Source organism: Rhodococcus sp. AD45-ID (assembly GCF_003023755.1).
In the GTDB taxonomy this organism is placed as follows: domain Bacteria; phylum Actinomycetota; class Actinomycetes; order Mycobacteriales; family Mycobacteriaceae; genus Rhodococcus_F; species Rhodococcus_F globerula.
Map to the genome: position 1 here is coordinate 377,486 of NZ_PYHL01000003.1, position 26,351 is coordinate 403,836.

General features: G+C 62.0%; 25 protein-coding genes. 21 read left to right on the forward strand and 4 right to left on the reverse strand.

Annotated elements, in window-relative coordinates:
• The first annotated feature begins 263 nt into the window (after nt 1–263).
• The 9 genes from C7T36_RS25840 to nagB are packed head-to-tail and all read left to right on the forward strand — an operon-like array spanning nt 264 to nt 8,600.
• Complete coding sequence (locus C7T36_RS25840; protein WP_045068672.1) at nt 264–1,313, forward strand: Gfo/Idh/MocA family protein; 1,050 nt, start codon at nt 264–266, stop codon at nt 1,311–1,313.
• A complete protein-coding gene (locus C7T36_RS25845; protein WP_045068674.1) occupies nt 1,310–2,305 on the forward strand; it encodes a Gfo/Idh/MocA family protein in 996 nt (331 codons plus the stop codon). The genes C7T36_RS25840 and C7T36_RS25845 overlap by 4 nt, the downstream gene beginning before the upstream one ends.
• Entirely contained in the window at nt 2,302–3,354 is a 1,053-nt protein-coding gene (locus C7T36_RS25850) for a Gfo/Idh/MocA family protein (protein ID WP_045068676.1), read from the forward strand. Before C7T36_RS25845 ends, C7T36_RS25850 begins: the two co-directional genes overlap by 4 nt.
• A 58-nt stretch (nt 3,355–3,412) precedes the next feature.
• The gene (locus C7T36_RS25855) at nt 3,413–4,342 is read left to right on the forward strand and encodes a dihydrodipicolinate synthase family protein (protein ID WP_033232306.1); all 930 of its coding nucleotides are present in this window, start codon (nt 3,413–3,415) and stop codon (nt 4,340–4,342) included.
• A 2-nt stretch (nt 4,343–4,344) separates the two neighbouring features.
• Nucleotides 4,345–5,274 (forward strand): ROK family protein, encoded by a 930-nt coding sequence (locus tag C7T36_RS25860; protein ID WP_045068679.1) that lies wholly within the window; start codon nt 4,345–4,347, stop codon nt 5,272–5,274.
• Nucleotides 5,271–5,978, forward strand: coding sequence for an N-acetylmannosamine-6-phosphate 2-epimerase (locus C7T36_RS25865; RefSeq protein ID WP_045068681.1), 708 nt, complete (start codon nt 5,271–5,273; stop codon nt 5,976–5,978). The genes C7T36_RS25860 and C7T36_RS25865 overlap by 4 nt, the downstream gene beginning before the upstream one ends.
• Nucleotides 5,975–6,640 (forward strand): SGNH/GDSL hydrolase family protein, encoded by a 666-nt coding sequence (locus C7T36_RS25870; RefSeq protein ID WP_045068687.1) that lies wholly within the window; start codon nt 5,975–5,977, stop codon nt 6,638–6,640. The genes C7T36_RS25865 and C7T36_RS25870 overlap by 4 nt, the downstream gene beginning before the upstream one ends.
• A complete protein-coding gene (locus C7T36_RS25875) occupies nt 6,637–7,806 on the forward strand; it encodes an N-acetylglucosamine-6-phosphate deacetylase (RefSeq protein ID WP_045068690.1) in 1,170 nt (389 codons plus the stop codon). Before C7T36_RS25870 ends, C7T36_RS25875 begins: the two co-directional genes overlap by 4 nt.
• Nucleotides 7,807–7,820: 14 nt before the next feature.
• On the forward strand, nt 7,821–8,600 hold the full coding sequence (nagB, locus tag C7T36_RS25880; protein WP_033232300.1) for a glucosamine-6-phosphate deaminase: 780 nt from the start codon (nt 7,821–7,823) through the stop codon (nt 8,598–8,600).
• A gap of 15 nt (nt 8,601–8,615) precedes the next feature.
• Here the strand turns inward: nagB and C7T36_RS25885 are convergent, their stop codons facing one another.
• From C7T36_RS25885 to C7T36_RS25895, 3 genes are all read right to left on the reverse strand, one after another.
• Nucleotides 8,616–10,250 (reverse strand): long-chain-fatty-acid--CoA ligase, encoded by a 1,635-nt coding sequence (locus C7T36_RS25885; RefSeq protein WP_045068692.1) that lies wholly within the window; start codon nt 10,248–10,250, stop codon nt 8,616–8,618.
• Between the two features lie 76 nt (nt 10,251–10,326).
• On the reverse strand, nt 10,327–11,448 hold the full coding sequence (locus tag C7T36_RS25890; protein WP_045068699.1) for an acyl-CoA dehydrogenase family protein: 1,122 nt from the start codon (nt 11,446–11,448) through the stop codon (nt 10,327–10,329).
• Between the two features lie 14 nt (nt 11,449–11,462).
• Complete coding sequence (locus tag C7T36_RS25895; RefSeq protein ID WP_045068700.1) at nt 11,463–12,644, reverse strand: acyl-CoA dehydrogenase family protein; 1,182 nt, start codon at nt 12,642–12,644, stop codon at nt 11,463–11,465.
• Between the two features lie 245 nt (nt 12,645–12,889).
• On the opposite strand from C7T36_RS25895, the gene C7T36_RS25900 reads away from it, so the two are divergent.
• The 12 genes from C7T36_RS25900 to C7T36_RS25955 all read left to right on the forward strand — a co-directional run bounded on the left by C7T36_RS25900 (nt 12,890) and on the right by C7T36_RS25955 (nt 24,771).
• Nucleotides 12,890–13,081, forward strand: a complete 192-nt coding sequence (locus C7T36_RS25900; protein ID WP_033232296.1) for a ferredoxin — start codon at nt 12,890–12,892, stop codon at nt 13,079–13,081.
• Nucleotides 13,082–13,192: 111 nt separating this feature from the next.
• Nucleotides 13,193–14,110, forward strand: a complete 918-nt coding sequence (locus C7T36_RS25905) for a 3-oxoacyl-ACP reductase (protein WP_045068701.1) — start codon at nt 13,193–13,195, stop codon at nt 14,108–14,110.
• Between the two features lie 479 nt (nt 14,111–14,589).
• Entirely contained in the window at nt 14,590–15,354 is a 765-nt protein-coding gene (locus tag C7T36_RS25910) for an ABC transporter permease (protein WP_033232294.1), read from the forward strand.
• 55 nt (nt 15,355–15,409) lie between these two features.
• Nucleotides 15,410–16,261 (forward strand): ABC transporter permease, encoded by an 852-nt coding sequence (locus tag C7T36_RS25915; protein ID WP_033232293.1) that lies wholly within the window; start codon nt 15,410–15,412, stop codon nt 16,259–16,261.
• 12 nt (nt 16,262–16,273) lie between these two features.
• Entirely contained in the window at nt 16,274–17,455 is a 1,182-nt protein-coding gene (locus tag C7T36_RS25920; RefSeq protein ID WP_033232292.1) for an MCE family protein, read from the forward strand.
• The gene (locus tag C7T36_RS25925; protein ID WP_045068705.1) at nt 17,455–18,474 is read left to right on the forward strand and encodes an MCE family protein; all 1,020 of its coding nucleotides are present in this window, start codon (nt 17,455–17,457) and stop codon (nt 18,472–18,474) included. Before C7T36_RS25920 ends, C7T36_RS25925 begins: the two co-directional genes overlap by 1 nt.
• Nucleotides 18,471–19,529, forward strand: a complete 1,059-nt coding sequence (locus tag C7T36_RS25930; RefSeq protein WP_033232289.1) for an MCE family protein — start codon at nt 18,471–18,473, stop codon at nt 19,527–19,529. The genes C7T36_RS25925 and C7T36_RS25930 overlap by 4 nt, the downstream gene beginning before the upstream one ends.
• Complete coding sequence (locus tag C7T36_RS25935; protein WP_045068708.1) at nt 19,526–20,827, forward strand: MCE family protein; 1,302 nt, start codon at nt 19,526–19,528, stop codon at nt 20,825–20,827. Before C7T36_RS25930 ends, C7T36_RS25935 begins: the two co-directional genes overlap by 4 nt.
• Nucleotides 20,827–22,068, forward strand: a complete 1,242-nt coding sequence (locus C7T36_RS25940) for an MCE family protein (protein WP_045068710.1) — start codon at nt 20,827–20,829, stop codon at nt 22,066–22,068. Before C7T36_RS25935 ends, C7T36_RS25940 begins: the two co-directional genes overlap by 1 nt.
• Nucleotides 22,065–23,462 (forward strand): MCE family protein, encoded by a 1,398-nt coding sequence (locus C7T36_RS25945; RefSeq protein WP_045068713.1) that lies wholly within the window; start codon nt 22,065–22,067, stop codon nt 23,460–23,462. The genes C7T36_RS25940 and C7T36_RS25945 overlap by 4 nt, the downstream gene beginning before the upstream one ends.
• Nucleotides 23,462–24,226, forward strand: a complete 765-nt coding sequence (locus C7T36_RS25950; protein WP_052683577.1) for a hypothetical protein — start codon at nt 23,462–23,464, stop codon at nt 24,224–24,226. Before C7T36_RS25945 ends, C7T36_RS25950 begins: the two co-directional genes overlap by 1 nt.
• Nucleotides 24,223–24,771 carry a twin-arginine translocation pathway signal gene (locus C7T36_RS25955; RefSeq protein WP_033232284.1) on the forward strand — a complete coding sequence of 183 codons (549 nt, stop codon included), beginning with the start codon at nt 24,223–24,225 and terminating at the stop codon, nt 24,769–24,771. The genes C7T36_RS25950 and C7T36_RS25955 overlap by 4 nt, the downstream gene beginning before the upstream one ends.
• Nucleotides 24,772–24,843: 72 nt before the next feature.
• Here C7T36_RS25955 and C7T36_RS25960 read toward each other — a convergent pair whose 3' ends face one another.
• The gene (locus C7T36_RS25960) at nt 24,844–26,319 is read right to left on the reverse strand and encodes a trehalose-6-phosphate synthase (RefSeq protein ID WP_275586642.1); all 1,476 of its coding nucleotides are present in this window, start codon (nt 26,317–26,319) and stop codon (nt 24,844–24,846) included.
• Nucleotides 26,320–26,351 lie beyond the last annotated feature (32 nt).

Sequence of the window (26,351 nt, forward strand, 5' to 3'; positions counted from 1 at the left end):
AAGGCGGGGAGCGGGACATCTCGAGTGGGATAGGGGATGTCCTATGTTCGACGTCCGATGTTGCGTAACCTACATTGTGGATCAGAACGCGTCTAGAGAGTCGTGAGAACTCGCGGGGAGAAATTTCGTATTTCGGCGAGTTTCATTCACGATTTAGTGCTCTCACCTGCATAGATGAAGACTGTGTTACCGACCTCGAATTGACGGTCGATCGCACTGGCCGTATAACATAGGACATCCCTTATCCAATCTTTGGAGACTTCATGACCCGATACAAAGTCGGCGTGGTCGGTTGCGGATTCTTCGGTAGTTCACTCGCACGCGAGTTTGCTGCCCATCCACGTTTCGAACTCACGATGCTCTGCGACCGAGATATAGAGCGGGCGACGGAAGCCGCGGGAGAATTCGGTGCGACCCCCACCAACGATCACGGTGCGGTGGCGGCTGACGCGACGATCGACCTTGTTGTAGTCGCGACGCCCAATCACACCCATGCGGAACCGGCACTTGCCGCACTGACACAGGGCAAGGCAGTGTTCGTGGAGAAGCCACTCGCAGTCGAGCTCTCCGAAGCTCGCGGCATGATCGAGTGCGCCGACACCAACGGTTCGACGCTCATGGTCGGACACATCATGCGGATGATGCCGGGTGTGCGAGCCCTGGCCGCGTCGGTCCGGTCCGGAGACATCGGTGACGTCAACGCCATCGAGACATCGAGGTCCCGGTGGATAGACACCGCCGGCGCGGACCCACAGTGGTGGAAGCTCGACAAGAGTCAGACCGGCGGCGAACTCACTCACGAGATTCACGAACTGGATTTGATGTGCTGGCTCGGCGGTGACGTCGACGGCGTGTCGAGCATCGCGACACCGGAGGACGGATTCCGGACGACGGTCGTGAAGTTCGCCAACGGCGCGGTCGGCACCCACACGATCTCGACCCGCTCGCACACGTCGTCGTGGGATCTGACGGTCAACGGATCGGACGGCGCGCTTCGGGCGGATTTCCGTACCGGAGTTGTGCAGCGCTTCACCGGAGGTCAGGTTGTCGAATCCTGGCCCATCTTCGACGACGCGGACGAGAATCAGTCCTTGATCGACTCGGCAACCAAGACGCAGAAGTACAACTCCGGCGGCGGGGCGTCGTCGGTGTGGATGCAGGCCGCGATCCGCCACGAAATCGACGAGATCGCACGGGTTCTCGATTCCGGCGCCGAATCGCCCCTCACGGCGGACACCGACCGAGCGCTGGTCGTGGCGCAGCAGGTGCGCCTCGGACAAGCCGAGCCCGCGGACATTCGAGCTGCGCGATGAGCGTCCGCGTTGCCGTGATCGGCAGCGGCGGAATCGCGCGGGACCACGTACGTTCGCTCGCCGGCCTGCCGACAGTGGAGGTCGCCTACGTAGTCGGTAGTGACTTGAACCGGGCTGCATCGGTGGCTGCCCTCGCACCGGGCGCGCAGGCGAGCACCGACCTGGACCGAGTTCTGGCAGATCCGTCGATCACGGCTGTCAACGTCGTCGGGGCAACTCCGGATCACGCGCCGGTGACGATTGCAGCAGGCCGTGCGGGAAAGCATGTCCACGTGGAGAAGCCGGCCGCGCTGAGCGTCGCCGACTTCGACGCCATGGTTGCAGCGACCGAAGGCAACGGTACGTCGTTGATGGTCGGTCAGACCGTGCGGTTCCAGCCGTCGATCACCTCGATCGGCGCTTCCGTCGCGCAGGGCGCTATCGGTGATCCCCGCTTGATCCATTTGAGTTGGTACACCGGCCACGTCTGGCCGGGCGGCTGGCGCGGGTGGCAACACGACAAGGAACGCTCCGGTGGGCATCCCGTTCACAACGGAACGCACGCACTCGATCTGGTGACCTGGCTGATCGACCGCAAGCCGATTCGCGTGTTCGCTCGCAGCTTTCCGACGTTTGCCGCCGGCATGCCCGTTCATGACAGCTTCCATCTGACCGTCCGCTTCGAGGACGGTTCCTTGGCGCTGATCGAGTTGGCGTACGCGCTGCCACAATCGGGAAAGATGGTGCGTCGCATCGTCGTCTCGGGCACGCAGGGCACTCTCGCGCACGACACGGGCGATGATCCGGGGCTCATGTCCGACACCACCAACGCGCCGCCGTCGTCGATCGAAGACGCCATGACGCATCAGATGCGCCACTGGATCGGCACTCTTGACGGTTCTCAGACGCCGTTGGTCAAGAACTGGCAGGTGCGCGCGGCGCTCGCCACAGCCGTCGCCGCGCAACAATCGCTTGATACCGGGCGCGCCGTTGCAATCGGAGGGCAGCAATGACCAGCACTGGTTCGATCCGTGTCGGATTCATCAGCGGCGTAAGGCATGCCGGGTCCTACGCGGACTTGTTGCGGACCGACCCCCGCGTGCACCTGGTCGGTGTCGCCGACGAATCATCGGTGCCCGACTGGATCCGCGAAGACGGAATGAAGATGGCCGCTGCCGCCGACATCGCGTGGATCGACGACCTCGGTGAGCTTCTCGACCCCGACCGGATCGATCTGGCAGTGATCTGCAGCGAACCGACTCGGCATGCGAGGCTCGCTATAGCTGCCTTGAACGCGGGACTTGATGTCCTCGTGGACAAGCCGGTGGGAATCGACGAGACAGAAGCCGCGGCGGTTCAGGAAGCAGCTGAGGCAAACGGGCGCATCTGCACCGTAGTAAACCGCACGCATTCACCCGCCCTGCGGAGACTGCGCCGCTGGATCGACGCGGGAAACCTCGGACTTCCACGCCACGTGGACATCGAGTTCCTCGCCAGCGGAACACATTTTGCGACATCCGTGGAACGGCCGGAGTTGGTTGTCGACCCGGCACTGTCCGGCGGGGGAGAAGTTGTGAACTTCCTTGGATACGCCGCCGACTACCTCCGTTACCTCACCGGACTCGACGTCACCGAGGTGTACGCGGAGACAAGCACGTTGTACGGCGGCGCACACGAGAAGTTCGGTGTGGAAGACACCGCGCTCATTTCACTCGCGCTGGCACACGGCGTCACTGCGACCGTCACAGTCGGAAGAATCCCCGCAGCACCAGGTTTCGGTGCCAATACCGCAACGGTTCGGGTACTCGGATCGCACGGTTACGCCAGTTCGGACGACGACAAACCAGCGCTCATGCAGTTCGGTGCTTCCGGTGATGTCACCGCACTACCCATCGGGGGCTTCGGATCCGACAATGCGGTGTCGAGCTTCCTCGCTCACCTACTCGATCGACTGCCGAACCGGATCAACCCCGATTACTCGGTTGCCGACGCTCGCGCATCGATGCGCGTGATCGACGCCGCATACCGGTCCGCCGCGTGCGGGCAGCCGGTTTCCGTGTGATCAACCTTCAAGTGTTTTGCCCCGCAATTTAATCCGATAATCAACGTACGGAGACCCCATGAGCACGGACACCACGACCTTCAGCGGAATTGTTCCTCCGATCGTCACACCCTTGACCATTGACGGTGACGTCGACACGAAGTCGCTCGAGCGCCTCCTGTCGATGCAGATCGAGGCGGGCGTCGACGGCCTGTTCATCCTCGGTTCCTCGGGCGAGGTCGGCTACCTGACCGATGCTCAGCGCGCCCAGGTTGTGCAGACGGCCATCGGACATGTCGGCGGCCAGTTGCCGGTGTTGGTCGGTGTCAACGACATGACGACGAACCGCGTCATCGCAGTTGCCGAGCAGGCACGTGAGGCCGGTGCGGACGCCATCGTCGCGACAGCTCCCTTCTACGCGATCACCAACGCCGAAGAGACGGCCACGCACTTCCGCTCCATCCATGCGGCAGTAGACCTTCCGCTGTTTGCCTACGACGTTCCGGTCCGTGTTCACAGCAAGCTTTCCACCGCAATGCTGGTCGAACTCGGCCGCGAAGGTGTCATTGCCGGTGTCAAGGATTCGAGCGGCGACGACGTCAGCTTCCGCATGCTGCTGCGTCAGTCCGTCGGCCTGGAGAACTTTGCCGTCTTCACCGGCCACGAGGTTGTAGTCGACGGCTGCCTGCTCATGGGTGCATCAGGTGCGGTGCCCGGCCTGGCAAACGTCGATCCCCACGGCTACGTCCGGTTGTGGCGCGCCGCGCAGGCCGGCGACTGGGCTGCCGCCAAGGTCGAGCAGGACCGGCTCACGGATCTCTTCTCCATCGTCGACGCGCCGACGCCGGGCCGCGTCAGTGCAGGTGCTGCCGGATTGGGCGCCTTCAAGACTGCACTGGCTCTGCGCGGTGTCATCTCGAGCAACACGATGTGTGCTCCGATGCTGTCTCTCGACGAGTCCGAGGCCGCAACCATCAAGGTCATTCTCGAACGCGCCGGACTGATCTGACGATGACGCACGGGCAGGAGCGTTGGATCGGTGTCGACATCGGGGGCACCAAAGTAGCTGCAGCCGTGGTTACCTCTTCAGGTGAAGTACTCGAATCCGTTCGCGCAGCAACACCGGCTGCGGGCCGAGACGCGGTGCTCGACACTACAGCTGCACTGATCGACCAGTTACGCGTCACACACACCGTTGACGGAATCGGTGTTGGTGCACCGGGAATCGTCGATCGGTCCAGTGGTCGAGTGGTGTTCGCTTCCGACATCCTGCCCGGGTGGATGGGCGCAGAGGTGCGCAGTGAGCTCGAAGCGCGTATGTCGCTGCCGGTGACCGTGGACAATGACGTGCGAGTTATGGCGCACGGGGAGAACATGATCGGTGCCGGCCACGGTCGGAGTTCCGTGTTGTTCGTCTCGATCGGCACCGGCATCGGTGGCGCGCTGTCCATCGGCGGTCAACTCCGTCATGGCGCTCACGGCACGGCAGGTGAACTGGCACATCTGCTCGTTCCCGCGGCCGGTGCCATCGGCTGTGGCTGCGGCCGCACCGATCACCTCGAAGCGGTTGCCTCCGGACCCGCCATGGCTGCCGAGTATGCCGCCAGGGCTGGTGTTCCCGTGCAGCCTCTGCAGAAGGTGGTTGCACTGATGCACTCGGGTGACCCGATTGCCCGCGCAGTGATCACCGATGCGGGTGAACTACTCGGCCGGGTTCTGGCCGGAGTGGCAACGGCCTTCGATCCCGAGGTGATCGTCATCGGCGGCGGCGCCGCCCAGATCGGAGCAGATCTGCTGTCGCCCTTGATGTCGGCATTCCGCGTCGAAGCGATGAAGCCGATCGCCGAGACCGCCATTCTCCCGGCACGGTTGGGTACCGACGCGCCATTGGTGGGCGCCGGACTGCTTGCCGCCGCAACACGAACAGAGGTATCACGATGACACTCGACGAGTTACTGAAGATCATCAGCGGAAAGCTGGTCGTCTCGTGCCAGGCCGGCCATGGGCACGCGCTGCGTGACACGGCAACAATCGAGCGGATGGCCAGGGCTGCCGTCGACGGCGGCGCTGCCGCGATTCGCTGCGGCGGAGTGGGCGGAACACCCGACGTCGCCGCTGTCGCCGCTGCTGTGACGGTGCCGGTGATCGGTCTGACGAAGATCGGATCCTCCGGGGTGTTCATCACTCCGACACGAGAATCCGCGTTGGACGTTGTCGACGCCGGTGCGCAAGTCGTTGCAGCCGACGCGACATTGCGCCAACGCCCGGACGGATTGACATTCGCGGATACCGTCGAGGCAGTCCATGCGCGAGGCGCTCTGGTGATGGCTGATTGTGGAACGCTCGAAGATGGCATTGCGGCCGCAGAGGCCGGCGCCGACATCATCTCGAGTACCCTTGCCGGTTACACCGAGAACAGTCGACGGCTCAGTGGTCCCGATCTGGAGCTGATCTCGGAACTGAGGAACGCACTTCCCGATGCAGTGCTGATCGCGGAAGGTCGCTACCACAGCCCGGAGCATGCAGCGCAGGCGATTGCGCTTGGTGCGGATTCGGTAGTGGTGGGTACCGCGATCACCGATCCAGCCTTCATTACCGCGACGTTCGCCAAGGCGATCGCGGGCGCACGGAGCGATGGTCGATGACGGCTGAGCGTCGCAGAGTCGAAGCACTGCTGAAAGATTCGTCCACACCGATCCGGTGGGTGTTCACCGGCGACAGCATCACGCAGGGTTTGGCTCACACAAACGGGCAGCGCAGCTACGTCGAACACTTTGCGGAACGCATCCGTGGCGAGATGTCGCTGTTCAATCACATTGTGATCAACACCGGCGTGAGCGGTAACCGCTCGTCCGACGTCCGTGACGGATTTGCCCATCGCATCGAGATCTTCGAGCCGTCGGTGGTGCTGATCATGCTCGGCACCAACGACGCTCTCGGCGGCGGCGGCGTCGATCTCGAACGATTCCGGGAAGACCTGTCCGACATCATCTTCCGCTCACGTGCGCTCGGTGCCGTTCCGATTCTGCAGACGCCGCCGCCCATCGACGTCCCGAACGCGCCGACGCGATCCGCGCTGATCGACTACGTCGAGATGACCCGCCAGGTTGCCGCGTCGACGCGCGCGATCTTCATCGATCACTACGAGCAGTGGTTCGCGGATTCACCTGAGGGTCCGCCGCCGTCGCTCTTGGCTGATGCGTTCCATCCGAACGAAAACGGGCACTATGTGCTGGCGGACGCGGTGCTCCGCGAGTTGGGGATCGCCGACATGGACAGTTCTGTTGCAACACAGGTGATGTCGTGATCCTGCGTGGAAAGCTGATCACCGGAGGCCGCATGCTGGCCGACGGAGTCGTCGAGACGTCCGGTGATCGAGTGGTGTGGGCCGGACCCGCGTCGGAGCGGACGGACCAACTCCCGGAACCTGCTGATCCGGGCACGACGATCATTCCCGGTCTCGTGGACGCGCACTGCCATGGGGCCGGCGGATTCGGTTTCCCGGAAGCCGATCGCGACGGTTCCACCGCAGCGGCGGATCACCACCGACACAACGGAACGACCTCGGTGATCGGGTCGTTGGTGTCGGCGCCGCCGAATGTCTTGCACGGCCGCATCGAATTGCTGGCGTCGCTTGTGGAGCGCGGCACGCTCGCCGGAATCCATCTGGAAGGTCCGTTCCTGTCGGTACTGCGGTGTGGTGCACAGGATCCTGCAAGCATTCTCGACGGCGATCCAGCCCTGCTCGAGTCGCTGTTGGCTGCCGGGCGCGGTCACATCCGCTCGATGACCATCGCACCCGAGACCGCGCATTTTGCCGAACTGTCGACCATGCTGACCGAGAACGGCGTGGTGGTCAGCATCGGTCACACCGACGCGTCCAATCCGACCGCCGCCCGATCGATCGCACATTCGGCTCACGCACCGCTCAGTGCCACACACCTTTTCAACGGAATGGCGCCTATGCACCACCGCGAGCCTGGCGCAGTGGCTGCCTGCCTGGCGGCCGCAGCCCGTGGCCAGATGGTGGTCGAGTTGGTCGGCGACGGTGTCCATCTGGCCGATGAAACTGTCTCCACGGTGTTCGATCTTGTCGGCCCACATCAGATTGCTCTGGTCTCCGACGCCATGGCGGCAGCAGGTATGCCGGATGGGCGGTACCCGCTCGGTCCACTCGACGTGGACGTTGTCGACGGAGTGGCCCGACTTGCCGGACAAGGCGACACCGCAATAGCCGGCGGTACCAGCAGGCTGATGGACATCGTGCGTCGGACGGTGCTCGATGCCGGGGTGGATCTGCTCGCGGCGGTCACCGCCGCAACTGCAACTCCCGCCGCGCTGTTGGGATTGACCGGGATTGTCGGTGACCTCGTCCCGGGATGCCGCGCCGATCTTGTCGTTACCGACAAAAAACTTTTGCCCCGAGCAGTCATGGCTTCGGGAAACTGGCTTACGAACACCATGGAAAGCTGAGAGGAAGAACTCCGATGGAAATTGTCATCGTCAACGACGCGGATACAGCCGGCACGGTTGTCGCCGATATCTTCGACCACGCAGTACGCTCCGGCGCACGAACTTTGGGCTTGGCAACTGGATCGTCGCCGCTCTCCGTCTACCGCGAACTTGCGAGGCGCCACCGCGAGGAAGGCTTGAGTTTTGCCGGCCTGCAGGCTTTTCTGCTCGACGAGTACGTCGGCCTCCCGGATGGACACCCCGAGTCCTATGCGCAGGTAATCCGGACCGAGCTGGTCAATCACCTTGACCTCGACAGTGCTCGCGTGTTCAGTCCGAACGGAACTACCGGAGACCCGTTCGGCGCTGCCGCAGCCTACGATCGCGCGATCGCCGCCAACGGTCCGGTGGATGTACAACTCCTCGGCATCGGGGCAAACGGCCACATCGGATTCAACGAGCCGACGTCGTCGCTGACCTCACGCACACGGGTGAAAACGTTGACCGAACAGACCCGGATAGACAACGCACGATTCTTCGAGAGCCTCGACGACGTTCCGCGCCACGTCATCACACAGGGTCTCGGAACGATCTGCGACGCAGGGCATCTTGTGATGATCGCAACCGGAGAACACAAGGCAGACGCGATCGCCGCCGCGGTCGAAGGACCCCTCGCCGCGGTCTGTCCCGCATCGGTTCTTCAATTGCACCCACACGCAACAGTTGTCGTCGACGAAGCCGCGGCGTCGAAGCTTCAGCTCACCGAGTTCTACAAGACGGTGTCAGCGCACAAGCCGCTCGCGCAACACTACTGAGCCGACGCCGCACCTTCACTGTGCTCCGACCGTGACTTTCTCGAGAGTGAGCGCCCGCTCAGGCGTGAGCAACTGGAATTCGGCCTCGCCGCGTTGACGGATCCAGACCGGATCGCTGGTATTCCAGCGCTCCGCGCTCTGGGTTCGGGTGACAACTTTGAAGGTTGCGGTCCGCGGAAATTCGCTGCAGACCCGGATGAGTGTGGGCTTCTGCTTCGGGCCCAGCTCAGGACGTGAATCTATGTATGCGGCAACCGCTTCGGGATCGAAGTTGCTGACATCACCTACCGGGATGACCGACGCCATCACTCGGTCGCCGACATCGCTGTCCGGGACTGCGTAGACGGACACCTGCGCAAAGCCGGGGTAGGCGGTCAGCGCGCGTTCGATGGGGGCGGCGCCGATGTTCTCGCCGTCGACGCGCAGCCACCCGGAACTGCGCCCCGCGAAGTAGACGTATCCGTCGGCGTCGGCGTACGCGAGGTCGCCGGTCCAGTACTGACCGTTGCGCATACGTTCGGCGTCGGCTTCGGGGTTCTTGTAGTACCCGGCGAAGGCTCCCGGACCGGTCACGTTGACCATTTCGCCGGTTGCCTCGTCTGCGTTGACGATCCGGCCATCCGCGTCGAATTCTGCAGGTGGGCAGGGAACTCCGGTTTCGGGGTGAAGAATCTTCACGCCTTCGGGGAGCAGTCCGAGAGTGCCGGCACGGGGGACAGGCGCTGCGCCGATCGACACTCCACCCTCGGTGGAACCGAATCCGTCGATGACGCGCGCGCCGAAGCGACGGACAAACGTGGCGACTGCGGGAGCGGCACCCTCGTTGCCGTACATGATCTTCAGAGTGTTGTCGTGATCGTCGGGCTGCTCGGGTGTCGCGGCGATGAAGGAAAGCGGTTTGCCGACGTAGTTGGAGTAGGTGATGCCGTACTTGCGGACGTCAGGGAGGAATCCCGAAGCGGAGAACTTGCGACGCATGGCAATTGCGCACTTGCGGTGCAACGCGATTGCCCACGCTGCCATGATCGCGTTGGAATGGAACATCGGCATTGCCATGTAGATGACATCGCTCGGCCCGAGTTCGAATCGATCACCGAGCATGATCGCGGGATCTGCGATCTTGGAGTGCGTGCAACGAACAGCCTTGGGATCGCCGCTGGTCCCGGAGGTGAAGATGAGCATCATCAGGTCGTCGGCAGAGACTGCGCAGGCGTTGTGCGGGGAATGGGCGAAGGGCGCCAACAGTTCCGTCCACTCCGGCGAGTCGACGTTGATCACCCGAACATCGCCGAGGTCGACACCGTCGAGAAGATGCGCCTGACTGTTTTCGGTGAAGATGATCTGGCAGTCGGCCAATGCGACATCTCGAGCCAGCGCCGGCCCCCGCCTCGTCGTGTTCAGTCCGGCCAGCACCGTGCCGGAGAAGGCCGCTGCGCCCAGTAGCAGCGAGAACTCCGGAATGTTCTCCATCAACAAACCGAAGTGTCGTGGACGCTCGTGGTCGAGCACAGCATCGAGCATCGCGGCGCGGTCGAACGAGGCCTGGATATGCTCGCGCCAGGTGATGACCTGGTCCTCGAATCGGATGCCGTACGAGTCGATCTCACTGACTCCGAGGAGCAGATCTGAAACGGTGGGGCTCTCACTCATAATTGCATCATTACCGATTCGTCGAGGACCAGGTCCGGGTATTCCGCTTGGTGGGACTCCGCTTAATGAGACAAGCTCATGCGGGCTCGTCAGCGAGTTCCTTACCGAGACTGCGCAGCAGATCGGTGGTGTTGCCGAGCAGGAATTCGTGACGCTTGGCAGCGAGGAAGTACCGGTGGATCGGGTGATCCTCGTCCAATCCGACGCCGCCGTGGACGTGGACGGCGGTGTGTGCGACGCGATGGCCGGCGTCGGCTGCCCAGAACTTCGCGGTCTTGACGGACTCGCTGGCAGGGAGAGATTCGCTCAGCTGCCAGGCCGCTGCCCAGAGAGTCAGACGCACTCCCTTGACGTCGATGTACCCGTCGGCCAGTCGTTGAGCCACAGCCTGGAAGCTGCCGATCGGGCGACCGAACTGGACTCGCTCGCGCGCGTATTCCGCGGTCAATTTCAGGGCCTGATCGAGTACACCGTATTGGTATGCGCTGGAACCGAGTCGGGCACGTTCGACGATCCATTCGCTGATCTCGGAGCCCCGAGCCACCGAGCCGAGCACCCGGTCGTCCGGTAGTTGGACCGCATCGAGATCGACCTGGCCTGCGCTGCCGAAGTCGACTATCGACTGCCTTGTGACACTGACACCGACGTCGCCCGGCTGCACCAGGAACACGACAACACCGTCGTCGGTGCTTGCGGGGACCAGGAAGAGGTCGGCTATCGGTGCGCTGTCGACCACGATCTTCGTGCCGGTCAGCTCCCAACCGGTTTCCGTTCGGTTCGCACGCGTGAACGGGAGAGCCGGATTGTCGCCCCATTCTTCGGACAGCGCTGCTGTCAGGATCTTCTCGCCGCGTGCTGCGGGCGCAGCCCAGTCGGCGCGCTGGGTGTCGTCGCCGAATTCCGCGATCGCGGCGGCGGACGACACGATGGACGTCAGATACGGCACCGGCGCAACAGCCCGGCCCAATTCGACAAGAATGCTGCACTGCTCGAGCACACCAAATCCGTCTCCGCCCACCGATTCCGGCAAGGCTGCGCTGAGAACGCCGGACGATGCGAGCGCCGCCCACAGTGTGCGGTCGGTGCGGTCCTGCGCTGCGTCGAGTTCACGGAGGCGGTCGTTGGTGACCAGTTCGGTGACAATTCCGCGGGTGAGGCCGGCCAGATCGTTCTGGGCCTCGGTGAAGGTGAAATCCATGTCGCGAGGTGTCCTTATCGCTTTGAGGGCGGCAAGCCCAGGGCCGTCATACCGATGATGTCGCGCTGCACTTCGTTTGTGCCGCCGCCGAACGTCAGGATCAACGAGGAACGGTGCATCCGTTCGATTCGTCCACGTAGGACCGCGCCGGGGGAGTTCTGCCGGATGACGGCCGACGTTCCGAGGATTTCCATCAGCAATCGGTAAGCCTCGGTGGCGAATTCGGTGCCGAACACCTTATTGGCCGACGCCGCTTCCGGGCCAGGAGCGTGATCGGTGGTCGACGCGATTTCCCAGTTCATCAGTTTCAGGTACTCGGCCTTGGCATGAACCCGCGCCAGGTTGATCTGCACCCATTCCTGATCGATCATGCGTCGGCCGTCGGGAAGCTTGGTGTTCTGGGCCCACTCGCGGACCTCGCGCTGCGCCGTCAGAATCGGACCGGCCGAGGTAAGCGCAACACGTTCGTGATTGAGCTGATTGGTGATCAGGCCCCAGCCGCCGTGTTCCTCACCGACGATCGACGACGCCGGAACACGCACATCCTGGTAGTAGGTGGCGCTGGTGTCCGGTCCGGCCATGGTGTGCACCGGCGTGTAGGAGAATCCTTCGGCGGTGGTGGGGACGATCAGCATGCTGATTCCCTTGTGCTTCTTGGCTTCCGGATCGGTGCGGCAGGCGAGCCAGATGTAGTCCGCGTACTGGATGAGGCTTGTCCACATCTTCTGGCCGTTGATGATGTAGTCGTCGCCGTCCTTGACGGCGGATGTGCGCAGCGATGCCAGGTCGGTTCCGGCTCCGGGCTCGGAATACCCGATGGCAAAATGCAGTTCGCCGCGCGAGATCTTCGGCAAGAAGAACGCCTTCTGCTCCTCGGTGCCGAAATGCATGATTGTCGGGGCCACGGAGTTGATGGTCAGGAAGGGCACCGGCGCTCCGGCGATCGCAGCTTCGTCGGTGAAGATCAGCTGGTCCATGGCGGATCGTTCCTGCCCGCCGTACTCCTTGGGCCAGCCGAGCGTGAGCCAGCCGTCCTGGCCCATCTGTGCCACAACTTCGCGGTAGACGTTTCCTTCGCCGTACTCGCCGGTGGTGGCTGCGAGGGCTTCCCGGCGTGCCGGGGTCATCAGTTGAGCAAAGTACGCGCGCAACTCCTCCTGAAGCGCTTGTTGCTCAGGTGTGTAGGTGATGTGCATGGTTGCCTCTCGAAGTAGAGATACAAATCGACTATCTGGCACAGGTTCTATAGGCAGGTTCTCCGGGCGTGGCACGCACGTGGGCGAATCCAGGCACTCGTTTCTGCTACTTTTCCGAATCATTGCACACGAGGTGGAACAGGTTCTAGTGTTATGGCAGGAACGGTGCGGAGCGCAGCCCTGCGATGCCCGTTTCTCCACTAGTCTGTGGCGCCCAAATGTGTGAGTAGAGAAGAGGAATACCCATGGAGGTCAGGGTTGATCTGGACCGTTGTGAGGCCAACGGAGTCTGCGTCGGTATCGCCCCCGATATTTTCGACCTCGACGACAACGAGGAGTTGGTGATCAGTTCGGCGCGTCCACCGGAGGATCGCTGGGAGGATGTTCGTTCCGCGATCGCCCAGTGCCCACGCGCCGCATTGACGGAACATCCGTGAGGGCTATTGCCCAAAACAGGAACACGTTCTAAAGTTGCGAAGTCGTGAGGCCCGACAGGCTCCGCCGAGACGGTCGGGTTCACGATCGCACAGAACTGGGAGAACGCGTCGATGAATGCTGTGAAGAGCGAGGACACCAGTCTCGAAGGCAAGGTCGCCATCGTGACCGGTGCCGGATCGGGACTCGGAAAGTTCGAGGCCATCGCCCTGGCGAAAGCCGGCGCGTCGGTGGTTGTCAACGATCTGGCGCCGAACGAGGCCGTCGAAGCAACTCTCGACGAGATTCGTAGCCTGGGCGCCAAGGTCGAATTTGTTGCCGGCAATGTCGGCGAACGTTCCACGGCGGACGCGCTCATGGAGAAGGCGCAAGGCCAGTTCGGCAGTGTCGACATCGTAGTCAACAACGCCGGAGTCGTCCGCGATCGGATGCTGTTCAACATGTCCGACGAAGACTGGGATCTGGTACTCGAAGTCCATCTGCGTGGACATTTTCTGTTGTGCCGCAACGCCGCTGCGTATTGGCGCACCAAGTCGAAGGAAGCCGGCGCGCCGGTATACGGGCGCATCGTCAATACGTCGTCCGAAGCGGGATTGCTGGGGCCGGAAGGTCAGCCGAATTACGGTGCCGCCAAAGCGGGCATCACGGCGCTGACTCTCTCCGCCGCTCGCGGGTTGTCTCGATACGGGGTGCGCGCCAATGCCATCTGCCCACGGGCACGGACGTCGATGACCGAGGGTGTTTTCGGTGACGCGCCGGACGAGGGCATCGATCCGCTCTCACCCGAGCATGTGGCCTCGTTGGTGTCGTATCTGGCATCGCCGGCAGCAGACGCAGTCAACGGTCAGGTCTTTATCGTCTACGGCCCCATGGTCGCGCTGATGGCGGCGCCCGTGGTGGAGCGGCGGTTCGACGCCGACGGGGCGGCCTGGTCGCCCGAGTCGTTGTCCGTCGCGATCGGTGATTACTTTGCCGACCGGGATCCCGCCACGATGTTCTCGGCTTCTGCAGCTCTTCGGGAGTTGGGCTGACGCGAGTTGCTGCCGGCTTGCCCACGACACGAAACTCAAATTCACAGATATCGCCGTTGTCGTCGTGTTTTTTGGTAGAAAGAGCATGGTCACATGTCCGAATGACTGATTTGTCGCGAATACGAGACTGTCGGTCTTCAAAAAAGTGGACTGTGTTCTAATTTCGCGCGTCATGGGCAGGGTGGTAGAACCCGCGAACGGAGCGCGCGTTTTCTGATTGTTGACGGCATCGCCGATGTTGATCATCCACCAAAAGTATTAACTTGCATGATATTTCGATCATTTGTCCGCAAATGGCGGACAGTATGAGGTGTGTTCGATGCAGGGTTTCCCGGTCGTGAAATTTGGCTATTCCCGGTGATATGCGCCCGTTTTTGACAGGTGAACACGTTCTAGTTAATATGACCTGAGTCACAAGCTGTCGGGGGCTGGACTATGCAAACAGACAGTGTTGCGGCAACAAGAGACGAGGAGGACGGATGGTAGACCTCGTCGAGGTGCCATTACGGGCGGTCGGTGGCTTCTTTCAGATGTCAGCGGAAACCTTGCGGGCAGTCTTTTCTCGTCCCTTCCAGCGTCAGGAATTCATCGATCAGGCCTGGTTCGTAGCCCGGGTCTCGATGGTCCCCACCGTGCTGGTCGCCATCCCGTTCACCGTGCTCGTCAGCTTCACCATCAACATCCTGTTGCGGGAGATCGGCGCTGCCGACCTCAGCGGTGCGGGAGCCGCGCTCGGCACCGTCACACAGGTCGGCCCCATCGTGACAGTCCTCATCGTCGCCGGCGCCGGCGCCACCGCAATCTGCGCGGACCTCTCCGCCCGTACCATCCGCGAAGAAATCGACGCGATGAGAGTGCTCGGCATCAATCCGATCCAGCGGCTTGTTGTGCCTCGGGTGCTTGCGTCCACCGGAGTGGCCCTGCTGCTCAACGGCCTGGTCATTACCATCGGCATCCTCGGCGGTTTTGTGTTCTCGGTATTCATCCAGGACGTCAACCCCGGAGCATTTGTCAACGGCATCACCTTGCTGACCGGATTCGGCGAGCTGATGCTCTCGATGGTCAAGGCTGGACTCTTCGGCATGATCGCCGGACTTGTCGCCTCGTATCTCGGGCTCAACGTCAAGGGCGGCGCCAAGAGCGTCGGCGACGCCGTCAACCAGACCGTCGTGTTCGCCTTCATGGCGCTGTTCGTCGTCAATGTGCTCATCACCACCATCGGTATCAAGTTGACGGCCGGATGAGGCGCACGGCGAGCAGGAGAACTGTGACACACCACGACGGACGGGAGGCGTACTGATGGCATTGGCAGCAGCAGGGCGTTTCCCGCGAACTCGGCGGCAGATTCGATCCGTCTCTCGCGGCGTCGACAGCATCGGTGATCAGGCACTGTTCTTCGCGAAAGCAATCGGACACGCACCAAAGGCTTTGATGCGTTATCCACGCGAGACACTTCGCTTGATCGCCGAGATCAGCATGGGAACCGGAGCACTGGCCGTCATCGGTGGCACCGTCGTGATCGTCGGCTTCCTGACTCTCTTCACCGGAGCCACCATCGCCGTGCAGGGCTACAGCTCGCTCGGAAACATCGGCGTCGAGGCACTGACGGGATTCTTCGCAGCGTTCATCAACGTTCGTATCGCCGCACCCGTCATCGCGGGAATCGGTTTGGCCGCCACCATCGGTGCCGGCTCCACCGCGCAACTCGGAGCGATGCGTGTGTCGGAGGAGATCGACGCCCTGGAGACGATGGCCATCCCGTCCATCCCGTATCTGGTCAGCACCCGTGTCATGGCCGGCATGATCGCCATCATCCCGTTGTACTCGCTGGCAGTGATTGCGTCGTTCATGGCCAGCCGTTTTGCGACGGTGTACCTGTACAACCAGTCCGGCGGTGTGTACGACCATTACTTCACAACCTTTCTGATACCCACGGACATATTGTGGTCGTTTGCGCAAGCGATAGTCATGGCCCTAGCGGTCATGTTGATTCACACCTACTACGGCTTCAACGCGACCGGTGGCCCGGTCGGCGTCGGCGTCGCCGTGGGTAATGCGGTGCGCGCCTCACTGATTGCGGTTGTCACCGTCACCCTGCTCATCTCACTCGCCATTTACGGTGGGTCCGGCAACTTCAACTTGTCGGGATAGGGGACGGAGAGAATGACAGTTCCCAGGTGGCACAAGAAACTTGCCGCGGCCGGTTTGATCCTCGGACTCGCGGCAATCGTGGCCGTCGCACTCACCATGTTTGCGGGCGGCTTCACCGAGAGCACCCCCATCACCGTGATGTCCGCTCGCGCCGGTCTTGTCATGGAACCGGACGCCAAGGTGAAATTGCGCGGCGTGCAGGTGGGCAGCGTCGAATCGATTTCCCTCGACGGAGATCAAGCGAGTCTGCAACTGGCGATGTATCCCGACCAGATGTCGAAGATTCCGTCCAACGCCGGCGTGGAGATCAAGTCCACCACCGTCTTCGGAGCCAAGTACGTCAACATCGTCATCCCGGACGATCCGTCGACACAGCCCATTCAAGAAGGTGCGGTCATTACCTCCGACAGCGTGACCGTCGAGTTCAACAGTGTGTTCGAACATCTTTCGGAGGTACTGGCCCAGGTCGAGCCGGAAAAGCTGAACGCAACACTCGGTGCTATTTCGACGGCACTCAACGGCCGCGGCGAAGCACTCGGCGAGGTTCTCGAATTGGGCGACACCTACTTGCAGAAGATGAATCCCACGCTGCCGCAACTGCAAGAGGATCTGGCGAGCGCGGCCACGGTCACCAACCTGTACGCGGACGTGGCACCGGACCTACTGCGCATCCTCGACAACGCAACCACTACAAGTGGTTCCATCGTGGCCGAGCAGGCCAACCTGGATCTGCTGTTGCTCAACATCACCGGCCTCGCCAACACCGGTAACGCCTTGCTGACCGACAACGAGCAGGACCTCACCACGTCCCTGGACACCCTGACGGCAACCACGACGCTGCTCGAGGAATACTCACCCGGTCTGACGTGCTTCCTCGTCGGATTGAACGACGGGCGCATCAAATTCGAGCCGATGGCCGGCACCGGTGACAAAGCGGCCTTGATGCTCAGTGCGAGCTTCATGTGGGGTGCAAAGGCGTACACCAATCCGGAGTCCCTTCCCAAGGTTGCCGCATCGGGCGGCCCGAATTGTTACGGCTTCCCCACCTTCGATCCGAAGGTCGACGGTAAGGCCCCGTTTGCGGTCACCAACACCGGAAACGTGCCGTTCGTACCCAACACGGAGTTCGAGGTGACGGTTCCGACGATCTTCCAGTTCCTCTTCGGGGACTCTTACGAACAGGACGGGGAGTGATGAGACCGACAACGGTAAAGCTCTTGATCTTCACACTCGTCATGTCGGTGATTTTTGCCGGACTGGCCATCGTGTTCAGTCAGGTGCGATTCAGCAGTAGCAACGGTTTTCACGCCACGTTCGCCGATGTTTCCGGTCTGAAGTCCGGCGACAAGGTGCGGATCGCCGGTGTTCCGGTCGGATCCGTGACGGGCGTGTCCATCGATGATTCCAACCAGGCTGGAGTCAGCTTCGACGTCGATACCCAGTACTCGTTGATGAAGAGCACCAAAGCGACGGTCCGCTACGAGAACCTGGTCGGCGATCGCTACATGGAGCTACTGGAAGGCACCGGTTCGACCGAATCTTTGTCGTCCGGCGGTTCGATTCCGGTTGATCAGACATCGCCCGCTCTGGACCTGGATCTGTTGCTCGGTGGTTTCAAGCCGCTCCTGCGCGCGCTGGATCCTCAGCAAGTCAACGATCTGTCAGGAGCGCTGCTTCATGTCCTGCAAGGCCAGGGCGGAACTCTGGTTTCTCTTCTGGGAAACACCAATTCGTTCACCAATACGCTCGCGGATCGCGACCAGTTGATCGGTGACGTGATCACCAATCTCAACGACGTTCTCGGGACGATCAATGACAAGGGCGATCAGTTCTCCACCACGATCGATCAACTCCAGCAGTTGGTGAGTGGTCTGGCGCAGGACAGCGGTCCGATCGCAAATTCGATCACCGAAATCGCGGGTGCAACAGGGGATCTTGCGGCGCTACTGGGAGCTACCCGTCCGGACATTCAGACGTTGATCGGTGAAACCAACCGCACGATGACACAACTCGATCTGGGCAAGGAAGACATCAACACCGCACTCGCGCGTCTGCCCTCGGACTACCAGAAGCTGATCCGCGTCGGAACCTACGGTTCGTTCTTCCAGTTCTATCTGTGCGCCAACACCTTCAAATTCTCCGGCCCTGACGGAACCACGATCGTCCTGCCCACGGCAGTACAGACCACGGGAAGGTGCGCGAAGACACAATGAGTCCTGCCCGTGAACGAAATCCCGTACAGATCGGCGTCGTCGGTCTGGTCCTGGCTGTCGCGACGGTCGGTGCCACACTGCAATACGATCAGCTCCAGTTCCTGTCCGGCGGTATCCGGCACTCCGCTTACTTCGCCGACGCAGGCGGTTTGGTTGCCGGTGACAACGTGACGCTGGCAGGCGTCAACGTCGGCAAGGTCAGCGAGGTCGAACTCGACGATCAAAGCGTGCTGGTCACCTTCACCGTCCAGGACGGCATTGCACTCGGAGAACAGACGTCAGCCGACATCAAGACGAATACCGTGCTTGGCCGCAAGTCGCTGGCCGTTCGGTCCGAGGGGCCGGGGCTGTTGCGCACCGGTACGCCGATCCCCTTGGAACGCACCAACTCTCCGTACTCACTCAACGAAGCACTCGGGGATCTCGGTACCACCGCGGCGGAACTCGACACAGAACAGATCAACGATTCTCTCAACGCGATCTCGGATACGCTTGCCGACACCCCGCCGGAGTTGCGGGGAGCCCTCGACGGCATGACTCGGCTCTCGCAGAGCATCAACGCGCGAGACGAAAGTTTGCTCCAATTGCTCTCGCGCGCTGAGGACGTCACCAAGATTCTCGCGGATCGCAGCGGGCAGATCGACTCTCTGCTGGTGGACGGAAACAAGCTGTTCGGTGAGCTGAGCTTGCGTCGTGACGCGATCAGTGAGCTGATCGTCAACACCTCAGCGGTATCACGTCAGCTCTCGGGGTTGGTTGTGGAGAACGAGGCCCAGATGGGTCCCACCCTCGAGAAGCTGAATTCTGTTGCCGAGGTTCTTCAGAACAACAAGGACAACATCTCCGGCGCGCTCGACGGCCTCGGCCCGTACATCACGGCACTCGGCGAGACCGTGGCAAGCGGACCGTTCTTCGACGCCTTCATCATCAACATTCTTCCCAGTAACTGGTGGAAGACCCTGGTGGACAGCAGCGTTGATCCCGAACAAATTCCGTCGGACCTCGAGGACTTCTTTCCCGGGATTCCGCCGACGATCAGGGGGCCAGGAGAATGACCGACACAACAGCCTCCACCGGCTCGCGTAAGAAGTGGGTACTGATCGGCGCTGCGGCGCTGGTCGTCCTACTCGTCGCGGCCGCGGCTTACCTTCTGATTCCGGGACTGGGCAAGACCAAGATCTCCGCCCACTTCGTGTCCACGACGGGACTGTACGAAGGCGACGTCGTCCGCGTACTCGGCGTCAACGTCGGCAAGGTCACGAAGATCGAGCCTCGAGATCAGGACACCTACGTCGAGATGGCTGTCGACCGCGGCGTCGACGTACCAGCGGATGCTCAGGCACTCATCGTCGCGCAGAGCCTCGTTTCTGCGCGGTTCGTTCAGCTGACCCCGGTCTATTCCGGTGGTGACCAGATGCCAGACGGTGGCGTTATTCCGATCGAACGCACCGCGGTCCCGGTCGAGTGGGACGAGATCAAAACGGAACTTGCCAAACTCTCCGAGGCACTAGGCCCGGAAGGTATCGACGACGAAGGTTCATTGGGACGCTTCATCAATACGCTCGGCGACAACCTCGAGGGCAACGGAGAATCCATTCGGATGACGTTGCGCGAGTTGTCCGACACCATGCACACACTGTCTGAAGGCCGGACGGATCTCTTCTCCACCATCCGTAACCTGCAGGCGTTTGTCACCGCGCTGTCCTCGAGTAACGAGCAGATCGTGCAATTCAGCGGACATCTCGCTTCGGTCAGCAGTGTTCTCGCAAGCAGCTCCGACGAATTGGGTACCGCCCTGAGCGATCTCGACCTCGCGGTGGGTGACGTCCAGCGGTTTGTCAACGACAATCAGGCAGCTCTGAGTGAATCGGTGGCGCGGTTGGCCGACGCGACCCAGGTACTGACCGACAAGCGCCCCGAGATCGAACAGGTGCTCCACTCGGGCCCGACATCGCTGGCCAACTTCTACCAGATCTACAAGCCGGCGCAGGGCAGCATGACCGGTGCAATTGCACTGAGTAACTTCAAGAATCCGATTCAGTGGATCTGCGGATCCATTCAAGCCATCGATACCGGTCCAGCTGAGAGAAGTGCCGACCTGTGTAAGGAGTATCTCGGCCCGGTGCTCAGCACGCTCATCATGAATTACCCGGGATTCCTCTTCAACCCGGTTTCCGGAGTTCAGGCCTTCCCGGACCAGATCGTGTACACGGAGCCCGGTTTGGAAGCGGCGGCAAGTCCGGGTCAGGCCGCGTCGGCCCCGCAGGCGGCAGCAGATCCGTTGAACGGCGTGCCGATGCCTTCCGTGCCCAAGGACCTCACCGAACTCTTCAACATGGGGGGAGGCAACTGATGCGCGCCAGAGGTAAAGCAGTAGTGGTGACGTTGGCCGTCGGCGTTGCGCTCGGCGCCAGTGGTTGTGAATGGAACGGGCTGAACTCCGTGCCGATGCCCGGCACCCAGGGCCGAGGCGAGGGGTCGTACGAGGTTCAGATCGAGATGCCCAATGTCACTACCCTGTCGCAGAATTCACCCGTCCGGGTGGACGACGTGGCCGTGGGGAGCGTCTCGGCTATCGAGGTCCAGGGCTGGCATGCTCTGGTGACGGTGTCGCTCAACCCCGAGGTCGAGTTGCCCGCCAACGCGACCGCGAAGATCGGGCAGACCAGTTTGCTCGGATCGCAGCACATCGAACTGGCTCCGCCGGTCGAGGAGGCGCCGGAGGGGCGTCTCGAGGCCGGCGACGTCATTCCCCTCGAACGAGCGGGTGCCTACCCGACCACCGAGCAGACGCTGTCTTCGTTGTCCGTCGTACTGAACGGTGGCGGACTAGCACAGGTGCAGGACATCACCACGGAATTGAACGCGGCACTCATCGGGCGAGAGGATGCTGTTCGCGACTTGCTCCCGCAACTCGACCAGCTCGTCGGAAGCCTCGACAAGCAACGCGGAGACATCATTTCGGCGATGGAAGGTATCGACCGGCTGTCGTACACCGTCGAGGCGCAACGTGACACTCTGAACAAGGCGCTCGACGGAATCCCCCCGGCACTGGACATCCTGGTGGCACAACGTCAGGACATCACCAACGCGTTGACGTCCCTCGGCGGCCTGAGTGAGGTGGCCAGTCGCGTCATCAACGAAAGCGGCGAGGATTTTGCCACCAATGTTCGGTCGCTGTCTCCAACTCTGAAAGCGCTGGCCGATTCCGGTAATGCGCTGACGCAGGTGCTCGGGGTTCTGCTCACGTTCCCGTTCCCGCAAAACGGAATCGACAACGTCATTCGAGGCGATTACGCCAACCTGGCCATGACCATCGACTTGACGCTGCCGCGACTCGACGCGAACTTCCTCACCGGTACACCGCTTGCAGGTTCCCTGGGCGGCCCGGAAGGTGTTCTCGGCACGCAAGCAGGGCTGGGCGGGCAGGCAGGCAACCCGTTGAGTGATCCACTCAGGCCGGCCGCAGTTCCGGCTCCCGCAGCCCCGGCTCCGGCAGCAGAGGCTCCCGCGGCGGACCCGAACACCATCACGATCCCGGGACTTCCGCCGATCACCATTCCAGGACTTCCTCAGGGGGCACCAGCACCATGATGCTCACAAAGTTCGTCCGCATCCAGCTTGTCATCTTCGCGGTATTGACCGTCATCGGTCTGGTCGTGATGGCAACACAATACGTACGTGTTCCGGCGATGGTCGGGATCGGACGCTACGCCGTCACCGTCGAATTACCCTCCACCGGTGGGTTGTACAAGAACTCCAACGTGACGTACCGCGGCCAGAGCGTCGGCGTAGTGAAGGCCGTCGAGTTGTCGCAAACCGGTGTGAACGCCCAGTTGTCCATGGACAGCGGAGTCGAGATTCCGGCCGACGTCGACGCCGTGGTCAAAAGCGTGTCCGCGATCGGCGAGCAGTTTGTCGATCTGATCCCGCACACCGACTCCTCCGGTGCCATCGTCGTATCCGGTCACCTGGAGAACGGCTCCGTCATACCGGTTGACCGCAGTTCCGTGCCCCAGGATGTCGGCGCGTTACTCGATCAGGCAGATCTGTTGCTGCAGAGCATCTCCGACACGAAACTCAAGACCGTCATCGACGAATCCTTCAAGGCGTTCAACGGTGCGGGACCGGATCTGCAGAAGCTGATCGACTCGGCTCGCCTGTTCGTCGAAGAAGCGAACAACAACTCCGACGCCACCAAGACACTGATCGAGCAGGCCGGACCGCTGCTCGACACCCAGATTGTCAGCAGCGACGCCATCCGTTCGTGGACAAGCGATCTGGTGACCTTCACAGACCAGTTGCGGGCCAGTGACCCGGATCTGCGGGCGATTATCCAGAAGGGCCCGGCAGCGGCGTCCGAGGCCAATGCACTTCTCCAGGATCTTCAACCCACGTTGCCGATTCTCTTGGCGAACCTGGTGTCCGTCGGTGAGGTCGGGGTGTTGTACAACAACGCAATCGAGCAGATCCTTGTGATCTACCCGCCGCTGTCGGCAGCGCTCGTTACGGTCGCCGGCTCCGGAAACCCCGCGGATGGCGCCTTGGTCGACTTCCACCTCGAAGTCAACGATCCGCCGCCGTGCACCACAGGATTCCTCCCCGCCGAGCAGTGGCGCAGTCCCGCGGACGAATCACCGATCGCAACTCCGTCGGATCTGTTCTGCCGCATATCCCAGGACTCGCCGATCGCCGTGCGCGGTGCACGCAACCTGCCGTGCGCGGAATTCCCGGGGCGCCGCGCCGCGACAGTGGAACAGTGCAGGACCGGTTACGAGCCCCTGGGCACCAATCCGCAGACCGGGCCGCCGCAACCGATCACCGCGACCCCCAGTTCCTATGCGTCGGAGCCTGGCGTCACCGCACGTCGGTACGATCCGACTACAGGCACGTACATAGGACCCGACGGGAGGACGTACTCGCAGCCGAAACTCGGTGCCGGCGGAGACATCAGTCTCGAAGAGTTCATGAAGGGTCAGCAAGGTTGATGAACGAAGAAGAACCCAAGCAGCGGGTGCGCCGTCGCGCGTCCCGGAGCGCCGGACCCACCGGCGCAGATACAGACGCAGCGTCGACGGTAGTTCCCAGTGAAACGGCAGTGCCCAGTGAAAAGGCAGTGCCCAGTGAGAAACCGGCTGAACAACCTGTCGCACTGACCAAAACCGAAGCGAGTGTCAGTGCACCGAAGTCGCACGCTGAAGAGCCGAAGGCGCCTGCGGCGGTGTCACCGGATTCCGAACCTCCGGTTCCGGCAACAACGCCACCGAAGTCCGGGAAGTTGGTCGGCGGGATAGTCCTGGCATCCATTGTCGCGCTGGTGTTTGCGGTGGTGTCTGTACTGCTGTTGGTGGATCGCAGCAAGGCTTCCAGCGCTGAGGAAGAACGGTCCGCATATATCGCCGGTGCGCGGACCACAGCGCTCAACCTGACGACTCTGCATTCGGAGACTGCGGGCGCCGATCTCGACAAGTTCTTGGCCGGCACCACCGAGGAATTTCAATCGCAACTCGACGGACGTAAGGACTCGTTTGTCGACGTTCTCGGACAGGTAGGCGTCCAGACGGACGGCGAGATCCTCGAAGCCGGGTTGGAAAAGATCGACGGCGATTGTGGAACCTCGCTCGTCGCGGTGCGTGCAATGCAGAAAAACGCGGAGCAACCCGAGCCCGAGGAACGCAACTATCGCCTGCGAATCACCATGTGCGATACCGACGGGCAGCTCCTTGCCTCGAATGTGGAGTTTGTGCCATGACCCCGGAGACGACAGACCCAGCAACTACAGCTACAGGCGCGACGTCCGCGCGCGTGTCACCATTGACCATCGTCTTGTGCGTGATCAGCGCGCTGGCGATTGCACTGGCAGGCTTGTCGGCGTATCTGTACTTCGGTCCGGACGGAACTCGGGATCTGGCGGCCACGGACAACACCAGAGAAGAAGTGGTGCAAGTGTCCTCGGACCAGGCAGTCGCGATGTTCCAGTACGACCACAACAATGTCGATCAGCAATTGCACTCGGCAACAGAAGGATTGACCGGCGATTTCCAGAATCAGTTCACCGAGTTGATCGAGTCGGTCATCATTCCCGGCGCGCAGGAGAAGGCGCTGACCGTCCAGGTTGTCGTACAGGGCGCGGCAGTTCTCGATGCCGCACCGGATACCGCCACCACGATGCTCTTCCTCAATCAGATTACGACGTCGAAGGATTCGCCGGAGGCAGTCGCCAGTGGCAGCCGCGTCAAGATGGGGCTGGAGAAGCAGGATGGTCGCTGGTTGGTGAATAGCGTTCAGCCGTTCTGATCGACACATGCTCGACATGAAACAACCCGGCCGAGGGAGTCCCCTCGGCCGGGTTGTTTCATGCCGGCGTACTCAGTTGTTGTCGTCGATTTCGTGGTTCTCGTCCGGTGCGATCAGTGCCGGCCCCGCAGCGCCGCCGTGCGCGAGAGCGTCGAGGAACGAGTGAGCCCAACGGTCCACGTCATGAGTGAGTACCTGACGGCGCAGGGCGCGCATGTGGCGTCGTCCGTCTTCCTTCGGCTGGTTCAGTGCTTCCACCATGGAGTCCTTGACGTCGTCGAGGTCATGGGGGTTGCACAGGAATGCCTGACGCAATTCTGCTGCCGCACCGGTGAATTCGCTGAGCAGTAGAGCGCCGCCCAGGTCGCTGCGGCACGCTACGTATTCCTTGGCAACCAGGTTCATGCCGTCGCGAAGTGGGGTGACCAACATGAGGTCGGCGGCAACAAAAAACGCAATGAGTTCGTCGCGGTCGACCGGTCGGTGGATGTAGTGGACAACAGGGCGGCCGACTTCACTGAACTCGCCGTTGATGCGGGAGACCATCTGCTCGATGTCGCCGCGCATCTGGACGTAGCTTTCGACGCGCTCGCGGCTGGGAGTTGCCAACTGGATCATGACGGTATCGGCGGGATCTATCCGTCCGTCGATGAGTAGTTCGTGCAGTGCGTTCAACCGGACGTCGATGCCCTTGGTGTAATCGAGGCGGTCGACGCCGAGCATGATCTTCTTGGGGTTGCCGATTTCTTTGCGAATCTGCTTGGCGCGGTCGCGAATTGCCTTGGAGCGTGATCGCTCGTCGAGCTTGCCGGAGTCGATGGAGATGGGGAACGCGCCGACGCGGACGGTGCGGAAACCCACCTGCACAACACCAAGTTTGGAGCGGACGCCGACGTTGCCGCGTGAAGTTTGTTGTCCCGCAAGCCGCCTGGCGAGGAAGAGGAAGTTCTGTGCGCCGCCGGGAAGGTGGAAACCGATGAGGTCGGCGCCGAGGAGGCCTTCGATGATCTCGGTTCGCCACGGCATCTGCATGAACAGTTCGACCGGCGGGAACGGAATGTGCAGGAAGAACCCGATGGTGAGGTCGGGGCGCAGCATCCGCAGCATCTTCGGTACGAGTTGAAGTTGGTAGTCCTGGATCCAGACCGTCGCGCCGTGGGCCGCAGCCTTGGCGGTGGCTTCGGCGAAGCGGCGGTTGATCTCGACGTACGCGTTCCACCATTCGCGGTGGTACTCGGGCTTGACGATGACGTCGTGATAGAGCGGCCAGAGCGTGGCGTTGGAGAAGCCTTCGTAGTATTCGTTGATCTCGGTGGCGCTGAGCGGTACCGGGTACAGCTCGAGTCCGTCTTCGACGATGGGGTCCATGTCGGCGTCGGCAACACCGGCCCAGCCGACCCACGCACCTTGCTTGCTACGCAAGATCGGTTCGAGAGCGGTGACCAAACCACCGGGACTGCGCTTCCATCTTGTGGAACCGTCTGGCAACCGCTCCAGGTCGACGGGCAGGCGGTTCGCTACTACGACGAACTCGGCCTGCCCGGACACGGTCTTCTCTGCGGAGAGAGCAACTGCGTCGT